The organism is Rhodococcus sp. KBS0724 (genome assembly GCF_005938745.2).
Lineage (GTDB): Bacteria > Actinomycetota > Actinomycetes > Mycobacteriales > Mycobacteriaceae > Rhodococcus_F.
Genome location: NZ_VCBX02000001.1, coordinates 2,066,549 through 2,075,000, shown reverse-complemented (window position 1 = coordinate 2,075,000; position 8,452 = coordinate 2,066,549). Strand labels below are relative to the sequence as shown.

Annotated in this window: 11 protein-coding genes (1 of these 11 only partly in view); 1 reads left to right on the top strand and 10 read right to left on the bottom strand. The window is 61.8% G+C overall.

From position 1 onward, the window contains the following. Nucleotides 1-11 carry the start of a UDP-N-acetylglucosamine 1-carboxyvinyltransferase gene (gene murA / locus FFI94_RS09590; protein WP_138872760.1) on the bottom strand. 1,249 nt of this gene lie to the left of the window's left edge, so only the first 11 of its 1,260 coding nucleotides appear in the window; its start codon is at nucleotides 9-11; the stop codon falls past the left edge of the window. A gap of 54 nt (nucleotides 12-65) precedes the next feature. Here murA and FFI94_RS09585 point away from each other — a divergent pair, with 54 nt between their 5' ends. Beyond that, entirely contained in the window at nucleotides 66-638 is a 573-nt protein-coding gene (locus FFI94_RS09585; RefSeq protein ID WP_138872759.1) for a cob(I)yrinic acid a,c-diamide adenosyltransferase, read from the top strand. Between the two features lie 14 nt (nucleotides 639-652). On the opposite strand, the gene FFI94_RS09580 is transcribed toward FFI94_RS09585, so the two are convergent. The 9 genes from FFI94_RS09580 to atpB form a co-directional block, all read right to left on the bottom strand. Beyond that, on the bottom strand, nucleotides 653-1,075 hold the full coding sequence (locus FFI94_RS09580) for a DUF2550 domain-containing protein (protein WP_185993400.1): 423 nt from the start codon (nucleotides 1,073-1,075) through the stop codon (nucleotides 653-655). 49 nt (nucleotides 1,076-1,124) lie between these two features. Next, nucleotides 1,125-1,493, bottom strand: coding sequence for a F0F1 ATP synthase subunit epsilon (locus FFI94_RS09575; protein WP_138872757.1), 369 nt, complete (start codon nucleotides 1,491-1,493; stop codon nucleotides 1,125-1,127). A gap of 6 nt (nucleotides 1,494-1,499) precedes the next feature. Next, the gene (gene atpD, locus FFI94_RS09570) at nucleotides 1,500-2,951 is read right to left on the bottom strand and encodes a F0F1 ATP synthase subunit beta (protein WP_138872756.1); all 1,452 of its coding nucleotides are present in this window, start codon (nucleotides 2,949-2,951) and stop codon (nucleotides 1,500-1,502) included. 3 nt (nucleotides 2,952-2,954) lie between these two features. Beyond that, on the bottom strand, nucleotides 2,955-3,938 hold the full coding sequence (locus tag FFI94_RS09565; protein ID WP_138872755.1) for a F0F1 ATP synthase subunit gamma: 984 nt from the start codon (nucleotides 3,936-3,938) through the stop codon (nucleotides 2,955-2,957). A gap of 48 nt (nucleotides 3,939-3,986) precedes the next feature. After that, the gene (gene atpA, locus FFI94_RS09560; protein ID WP_138872754.1) at nucleotides 3,987-5,630 is read right to left on the bottom strand and encodes a F0F1 ATP synthase subunit alpha; all 1,644 of its coding nucleotides are present in this window, start codon (nucleotides 5,628-5,630) and stop codon (nucleotides 3,987-3,989) included. A gap of 62 nt (nucleotides 5,631-5,692) precedes the next feature. Then, a complete protein-coding gene (locus FFI94_RS09555; protein WP_138872753.1) occupies nucleotides 5,693-6,517 on the bottom strand; it encodes a F0F1 ATP synthase subunit delta in 825 nt (274 codons plus the stop codon). 5 nt (nucleotides 6,518-6,522) lie between these two features. Continuing rightward, a complete protein-coding gene (locus FFI94_RS09550; protein ID WP_138872752.1) occupies nucleotides 6,523-7,083 on the bottom strand; it encodes a F0F1 ATP synthase subunit B in 561 nt (186 codons plus the stop codon). Between the two features lie 9 nt (nucleotides 7,084-7,092). Beyond that, nucleotides 7,093-7,341 carry an ATP synthase F0 subunit C gene (locus FFI94_RS09545; protein ID WP_033236102.1) on the bottom strand — a complete coding sequence of 83 codons (249 nt, stop codon included), beginning with the start codon at nucleotides 7,339-7,341 and terminating at the stop codon, nucleotides 7,093-7,095. 80 nt (nucleotides 7,342-7,421) lie between these two features. After that, a complete protein-coding gene (gene atpB / locus FFI94_RS09540; RefSeq protein WP_045071318.1) occupies nucleotides 7,422-8,246 on the bottom strand; it encodes a F0F1 ATP synthase subunit A in 825 nt (274 codons plus the stop codon). Nucleotides 8,247-8,452: the final 206 nt, after the last annotated feature.

Genomic DNA, 8,452 nt, shown 5'->3' with positions numbered 1-8,452 from the left:
TGCTCACTCACGGTTCACAGCCTAGAGCCACAACCGCCGAAACTCCGCGCCGGTACCGTTGGCGTATGAGTGTTCACCTAACGAAGATCTACACCCGGACCGGCGACGACGGCACCACAGGACTGAGCGACTTTTCGCGCGTGTCCAAGAACGACCCACGCCTGACCGCATATGCGGATTGCGATGAAACCAATGCGGCGATCGGTGTTGCGTTGGCTCTCGGAAACCCGCCGGAGAATCTGGTTGCGATACTTCGACAGATTCAGAACGACCTCTTCGACGCGGGCGCGGACCTGTCTACCCCGGTCGTGGAGAATCCCAAGTACCCACCGCTTCGCGTCACCCAGGCATACATCGATCGTCTCGAAGGTTGGTGCGATGAGCTCAATGATCAACTAGCACCGCTGAATTCGTTCATTCTGCCCGGCGGAACGCCGTTGGGTGCACTACTGCACGTTGCTCGGACCGTCTCTCGTCGGGCCGAACGAGCGGCATGGTCGGCTATCGACTCCTACCCGGACGACACGAGCGTTCTGCCCGCGAAATACCTCAACAGGCTGTCGGACTTGCTCTTCATCATGGGAAGAGTTGCCAATCCGAACGGTGATGTTCTCTGGAAGCCAGGCGCCGGCGCCTGACACGACGCCTTCGGTCAGGCGGTACGTCGCCTACGGGCACGCCCGTCTGGCCGAGATTCCACCCAGGACAGGAATGCAGTCAACGCTCCACTGTCCAAAGCGATTTCGTAGTTCGACTCCCCGTCGCGCACGCGCAGGACAACGATGTCGTCACTCATGATGTCGAATTCGGTACCCGAGGGAGAGCGACGGCTCTCGACCTCGATGCCTTGACGGTCGACACGTGAATCCGGACCGGGCCGGAGAGAAGAAAGTTTGAAGAATACGCACGAGCTTTCGCCGTAGCGAATGATTCCGTGCCGCCACCCGCTGTCCCCCGGCGAGGGCAGAACACGAAGAAGTGCTGCAGTACCACCGCGGCGGAGGATCACCAGACGGTACAGAAAAGCCGCGACGAGAACCGCGAGCAGCACAACCAGAATGATCAACACAGTCATTCCGAATGTCACTGTTCGTCGGCTCCCGTCGCGGCTTTGCTCTGATTAACTACGCGCGCTCGACTGCCCGAAGCTGACCCTTGGCGACCGCAATCGCCTCGTCGTCTGCTTGGGTGTCAGCGAGAACTGCCTTGGCAGCGTTCACGTCGATGTCCTCGGCCATGTCCGCAGACTCGGCCAGAATCGTGACGGTGGTAGCCGTCACCGACAGGAAACCGCCGTGAACTGCTGCGACGATACGCTCACCGTCAACAGGCGTGATCGATACGGTACCGCCCTCGATGAGCTGGCCGAGGACCGGCTCATGCCCAGGCATGATGCCGATCTCGCCCTCGGTCGTCTGAGCGCTGACCAGCGTCGCCGTACCCGACCACAAGCGCTCCTCGACGGCAACGAGTTCTACGGTCATCTCAGCCATCGTGGACTACTTCCCGGCCATCTTCTTGGCTGCAGCCTCGACGTCGTCGAGTCCACCACAGCTGTTGAATGCCTGCTCGGGCAGGTGATCGAACTCGCCCTTGCAGACGCGGTCGAAGGCTTCGATCGTGTCGCGGAGCGGCACGACGGAGCCGGGCTCACCGGTGAACTTCTCGGCAACGATGAAGTTCTGGCCGAGGAACTTCTGGATACGACGGGCGCGGCCCACGAGGACCTTGTCCTCTTCCTGAAGCTCGTCCATACCGAGGATGGCGATGATGTCCTGCAGTTCCTTGTACTTCTGCAGGATGCGCTTGACCTCGTTGGCAACGCGGAAGTGCTCGGCACCGACGATGCCGGGCTCCAGGATGCGGGAGGTCGAGCTCAGCGGATCCACAGCGGGGTAGATACCCATCTGCGAAATCGGGCGCGAGAGCTCGGTGGTGGCATCGAGGTGCGCGAACGTCGTAGCCGGCGCGGGGTCGGTGTAGTCGTCGGCGGGCACGTAAATAGCCTGCAGCGACGTGATCGAGCGACCACGGGTCGAGGTGATGCGCTCCTGGAGCTCACCCATCTCGTCCGCCAGCGTGGGCTGGTAGCCCACTGCCGAAGGCATACGGCCGAGGAGAGTGGAAACCTCGGAACCTGCCTGCGTGAAGCGGAAGATGTTGTCGATGAACAACAGAACGTCCTGGCCCTGAACGTCGCGGAAGTACTCCGCCATCGTCAGTGCGGACAGGGCGACGCGCATACGCGTTCCGGGCGGCTCATCCATCTGGCCGAAGACAAGGGCGGTGTCCTGAAGGACGCCCATCTCTTCCATTTCCAGGTGAAGGTCGGTGCCCTCACGGGTACGCTCACCGACGCCTGCGAACACCGAGGTGCCCGAGAACTCGCGAGCGATACGCGTGATCATTTCCTGGATCAGAACGGTCTTGCCGACGCCGGCACCACCGAACAGACCGATCTTTCCACCCTTGACGTACGGGGTGAGAAGGTCGATGACCTTGATGCCGGTCTCGAGGATCTCGGTCTTACCTTCGAGCTGATCGAAGGCTGGTGGCTTGCGGTGGATGCCCCACTGCTCGCCGTCGCGGCCGAGGCCCGGGGTGTCGAGGCAATCGCCCAGTGCGTTGAACACGTGGCCCTTGACGACGTCACCGACGGGAACCGAGATCGGCTTGCCCGAGTCGATCACTGCAGTGCCGCGGACCAGGCCGTCGGTGGGCTGCATGGAGACGGTGCGGACCAGGTTGTCACCGAGGTGCTGAGCAACCTCGAGCGTCAGCGTCTTGGCGACCGAGGGAAGCGTGATCTCGGCCTTCAGGGCGTTGAACAGTTCAGGAACAGCGCCACGCGGGAATTCAACGTCCACGACGGGACCGATGACCCGCACGACGCGGCCGGCTACGGCCGAAGCCGAACCTGCCCCGTTGTTTTCGGTTACTGCTGCGGTCATGTGCTAGTCACTTCCTGCGCTCGAGGCGAGCGCGTTGGCGCCGCCGACGATCTCGCTGATTTCCTGGGTGATCTGGGCCTGGCGAGCCTGGTTGGCCTGACGGCTCAACGTGTTCACCAGTTCGTTTGCGTTGTCCGTCGCGGCCTTCATAGCGGTACGACGGGCTGCCGACTCCGATGCCGCAGCATCGAGAAGCGACGAGAAGATTCGCGTGCTGACGTACTTCGGCAGAAGTGCGCCGAGCAGCTTCTCCGGCTCCGGTTCGAAGCTGAAGTCAGCGACGGGACCGGTGGAGTGGTCGTCGTCGTGACCGTTGGTCAGCATGTCGTCACCGAGTTCGATGTGCTCTTCGGACACGGACACCTCGAGCGGAGCCATACGGCGAACCTCGGGGGTCTGCGTCAGCATCGACACGAAGCGGGTGTAGACGATATGGAGTTCGTCGACGCCCTCGATGGTGCCTTCGCCGTTCGGAGCATCGACCTGGTTGCCCGAACCTGCCATGAAGAGTTCCACCAGGTGGCGGCTGGCCTTCGCGGCATCCGAGTAACCCGGATCCTGCGAGAAGCCCGTCCACGCAGCACCGACGTTGCGGCCACGGAACGTGTAGTACCCGAGTCCCTTGGAACCGAGCACGTAGACAACCGGCTCCTTGCCCTCGCTGCGGAGCAGAGTCATGAGCTCTTCTGCCTGCTTGAGGACGTTGGAGTTGTAGCCACCGCACATGCCGCGGTCACTGGTGACAACGAGCACCGCAGCCCGCTTGGGCTCCGGACGCTCGTTGAGCAGCGGGTGATCGAGCGAAGCAGACGCACTCGCCAATTCGGTGAGTACCTTCGTGATCTCCTCGGCATACGGCTTGGATGCGGCGACGCGAATCTGAGCCTTCGTGATACGCGAAGTCGCGATCAGTTCCTGTGCTTTGGTGATCTTCTTGGTCGAGTTGACCGACTTGATACGGGACCGCAATTCGAGAATGCTTGCCATCGATCAATCACTCTCCCTTCGGAATTCGCAGTGTCATGGGCGCGTACGTCACTTGCTGACGGTCTTGCGCTTGACGTTGATCTGCTCGTTCTCGACCTCGTCTGCGCCCAGAGCGGCGGCCTCGGCTTCGTTCACGACCCGGCTTCCGTCGGATGCGATGAAGCCTTCCTTGAACTTGTCTGTTGCAGCGATCAGCGCAGCAGCGTTGTCGGCATCGAGTGCCTTACCGCCATTGATGCTGGCGTAAACGCCGGCAGCCGAGTGCTTGAGGTCTTCGAGCAGTTCCTTCTCGAAGCGACGGACGTCGCCGATCGGGACGCTGTCGAAGGTGCCTTCGCCGGCGAGGTAGATCGAGATGATCTGGTCTTCGACGGGGATCGGGCTGTACTGATCCTGCTTGAGCAGCTCGACCAGACGGGCACCGCGCTCGAGCTGAGCCTTGGAGGCAGCGTCGAGGTCGGATGCGAAGGCGGAGAACGCTTCGAGCTCACGGAACTGAGCCAGTTCCAGACGCAGCGAACCGGAAACCTTCTTCATACCCTTGGTCTGTGCAGCGCCACCGACTCGGGAGACCGAGATACCGACGTTGATCGCGGGGCGAACGCCCTTGTTGAACAGGTCGGACTCAAGGAAGACCTGGCCGTCGGTGATGGAGATGACGTTGGTCGGGATGTAAGCCGAGACGTCGTTTGCCTTGGTCTCGATGATCGGCAGAGCCGTCAGCGAGCCACCGCCGAGTGCGTCGGACAGCTTCGCCGAACGCTCCAGCAGACGGGAGTGCAAGTAGAAGACGTCACCGGGGTATGCCTCACGTCCCGGCGGGCGACGCAGCAGCAGCGAGATGGCGCGGTACGCCTCTGCCTGCTTGGTCAGGTCGTCGAACACGACCAGAACGTGCTTGCCCTGGTACATCCAGTGCTGGCCGATGGCCGAGCCGGTGTACGGTGCGAGCCACTTGAAGCCTGCGGAATCAGAAGCCGGAGCAGCAACGATGGTGGTGTATTCCATCGCGCCCTTCTCCTCGAGGGCAGCCTTGACGCCCGCGATGGTGGAGCCCTTCTGACCGATGGCAACGTAGATGCAGCGAACCTGCTTGTTGACATCGCCGGAATCCCAGTTGGCCTTCTGGTTCAGGATCGCGTCGATGCAGACCGCGGTCTTGCCGGTCTTGCGGTCGCCGATGATGAGCTGGCGCTGGCCGCGGCCGATCGGGGTCATGGCGTCGATAGCCTTGATACCCGTCTGGAGCGGCTCTTCGACCGGCTGGCGCTCGAGCACCGAAGCGGCCTGCAGTTCGAGTGCACGGTTTTCGGTGCTCTCGATCTCGCCGAGGCCGTCGATGGGAGCACCCAACGGGTCGATGACGCGGCCGAGGAAAGCGTCGCCGACGGGAACCGACAGAACGTCGCCCGTGCGCTTTACTTCCTGGCCTTCTTGAATGTTCTGGTAGTCACCCAGGATGACTGCACCGATTTCGGTGGCATCCAGGTTGAGCGCGACGCCGACGATTCCACCGGGGAACTCCAACAGTTCGTTGGACATAGCCGAAGGCAGGCCAGAGACGTGCGCAATGCCGTCACTGGTGTCGGTCACTGTGCCGACCTCCTCACGGGAGGCCTCCGGGGAGTAGCTCGCGGTGTAGTTGTCGATCGCGCTACGGATCTCGTCGGAGGAGATCGTCAGCTCCGCCATGTTTTTCCTGCTCTCGGTATCTGGTCTTCGAAAAGATCTGGAGTGTGTGTTCGGCTGAAGGACTATTTGAGGTTCTTCCGCAGTGCTGCGAGTCGTCCCGCTGCGCTGCCGTCGATGACCTCGTCGCCCACCCGGACGACCAAGCCGCTGAGAAGTGCGGGATCGATCTCGACGTGCACGGTTACCGGCTTCCCGTAGGTGCGGGTAAGTGTGCTCGTCAGACGATCCGTCTGCTCCGTGCTCAACGCCGAAGCGCTACGCACGTGGGCAACAGCGGTATCACGCTGCGCGGCGGCAAGATTCGACAGCTGGTCGAAAGTGTCTGCGGGTGCAGACTTCAACCGGCCGACGGCCTGTCCGGCAAGTGCCTCGGTGACCGCGGTGACCTTGCCGTAGAGCAGGCGCGAAAGGAACTCACGCTTGCGGGCTGCGGGAACCGACAGATCCGAGAGCGTCTGCTCCAGGCTGGGATCCCCTGCCACGATGCGACCGAGACGGAACAGCTCGTCCTCGACGGTGTCCAACTGACCCTGATCTGCTGCGGCGCGGAGCAGAGCTTCGCGGCCGAGCAGTTCGAGCGAGTTGACCAGGTCGCGGCCCGCTGACCAATCCTGGCCTGCAGCTGCTTTCACGGTTGCCAACGCTTCCGCGCCGACCTTCCCGGAGAACAACTGCTCAGCCAAGCCCTGGCGACCAGCGACCGGTGCCGAAGCGTCAGCCAGCGCGCTACGAAGAGCGCGCTGGCCGTCGAGTACCTCGACCACCGAGAAGAGCTCGGACCCAGCCTGCGCAGCGGCCGCGGTAGCGGCACCTGCAGAGACTGCGCCCAGGGCGCTGCTCAGCGCAGAACGCGTCTGCGCCAAGGATTCACGGCTCGCTGCGTACATGTTGCTCACTTCCTGGCTGAATCAGCGCTGACGGCGTCGAGCTCGTTGAGGAATCGATCAACCGTTCCGGCGCGCTTCACGTCGTCGGCGAGGGACTCTCCGATGACCTTCTCGGCCAGGTCTACAGCGGTCCTGCCGAGATCCGAGCGGAGCTCAGCGACGATCTGCTGACGCTGGGCGACGAGCTGGCTGTGGCCTGCGGCCACGATGCGATCGCTCTCCTCCTGCGCCTGAACCTTCATGTCAGCAATGATCTGCTGACCCTGGGTGCGCGCTTCCTCACGGATCTGCGCGGCCTCGGTACGAGCTTCGGCAAGCTGCGCGCGGTACTGCTCGAGCGCTTCCTTTGCCTCAGCCTGTGCCTCTTCGGCCTTCTTGATCCCGCCCTCGATCTGCTCGGTGCGATCGGCAAGGACCTTCTGGAACATCGGAAGAACGAACTTCCAGAAGACAAAACCGACAACGACGAGGCAGACGATGGACCATACGATGTCGTACGTCGCGGGCACGAGAGGGTTGTGAGTCTCACCCTCAGCGGCCGCGAGCAGAGTAATGGTGGCTGCCATGTCGGTCGCTTAGAAAATGAAGCCGGCGACGAGGCCGATCAGCGCGAGGGCCTCGGTGAATGCAATACCGAGGAACATGGTGGTACGAACCTGTCCGGCCATCTCGGGCTGGCGAACCATGCCCTCGATTGCCTTACCGACGACGATGCCGATGCCGATGCCGGGGCCGATTGCCGCGAGGCCGTAGCCGATGGCGCCATAACCCTTGTTGGTGATGGTCTGCTCGGCAACTTCCTGTGCCAGGTAAGCGACGCTCATGGTGTTCCATTCCCTTTCAGTTGACCTCCGCCGGTGTCGACGGAAGGCTCAGTTCTTGGTGTAGCTGAAATGTGGTGTGGTCAGTGATCTTCGGCGTGCAGCGCGAGGTCGATGTAGACCGCGGCCAGCAGAGAGAAAACGTAGGCCTGCAGAACGATCACCAGAATTTCGAAGAAGGTGAAGGCGATGGCTGCGGCCAGGGAGGCAACACCGAAGAGTGCCTGGAAGCCGCCGTTGAGGACAAAGAAGTTCGTTGCTCCGAGGAACAGCACCAGCAGGATGTGGCCGGCCAACATGTTGGCCATAAGACGAACCATCAACGTGAAGGGGCGCAGTACGAACGTCGAGATGAACTCGATCGGGATCAGCAGGAAGTGCAGGGCAGTCGGAACACCCGGAACAACGATGCTGCTCTTCACATACTTGAAGAAGCCGTACTTCTTGATGCCCACGTAGTTGAAGACGATGTATGCGAGCGCCGCGAGAACCAACGGCATGCCGATACGTGCGTTCGGTGAGATGTTCAAGAAGGGGATGATCGCGGAGACGTTGTTGGCGATAACGACGAAGAAGATCGTGGCAATGACAGGCAGGAATCGCTTGCCCTGTTCCTTACCGAGAACGTCTTCGGCGATCTGCACGCGAACGAAGTCCAACGCGATCTCGGCTACGTTCTGCACACCACGCGGAATCAACCGCGGGCTGCGCATCGCAATTGCGAAGAACGCTGCTACCAACACCGACATCAGGATGCGGATGAGCATCAGTCGGTCGAGCTCGAACGGACCCGCGTGAATCAGTACTGATTCGGGGAAAAAATCGTCTAGTGACGGCGCGTGGAACTCCACGGCGGCCAGGGTGGTGACGCTCAGCGTTCTCTCCCGTAGTCGGTCCGCAGCCATCATTGACTGCGGTTCGATCGGACATTGACGATCTACAAGTCGACAAGTTCGACTCGCGCATTCGTCAGCTGCTGGAGAACCCTCGCGGGGCCTGGCTTCTGTCGGTGTCGGCGACTCTCGTCGACTCAGTGGCCCAGAATATCGACCACCTGCGAGCACATGGCATCGTCGGCTGAGGGTTACCTAGCCTGCCTTTGCTCTCGCTTGAC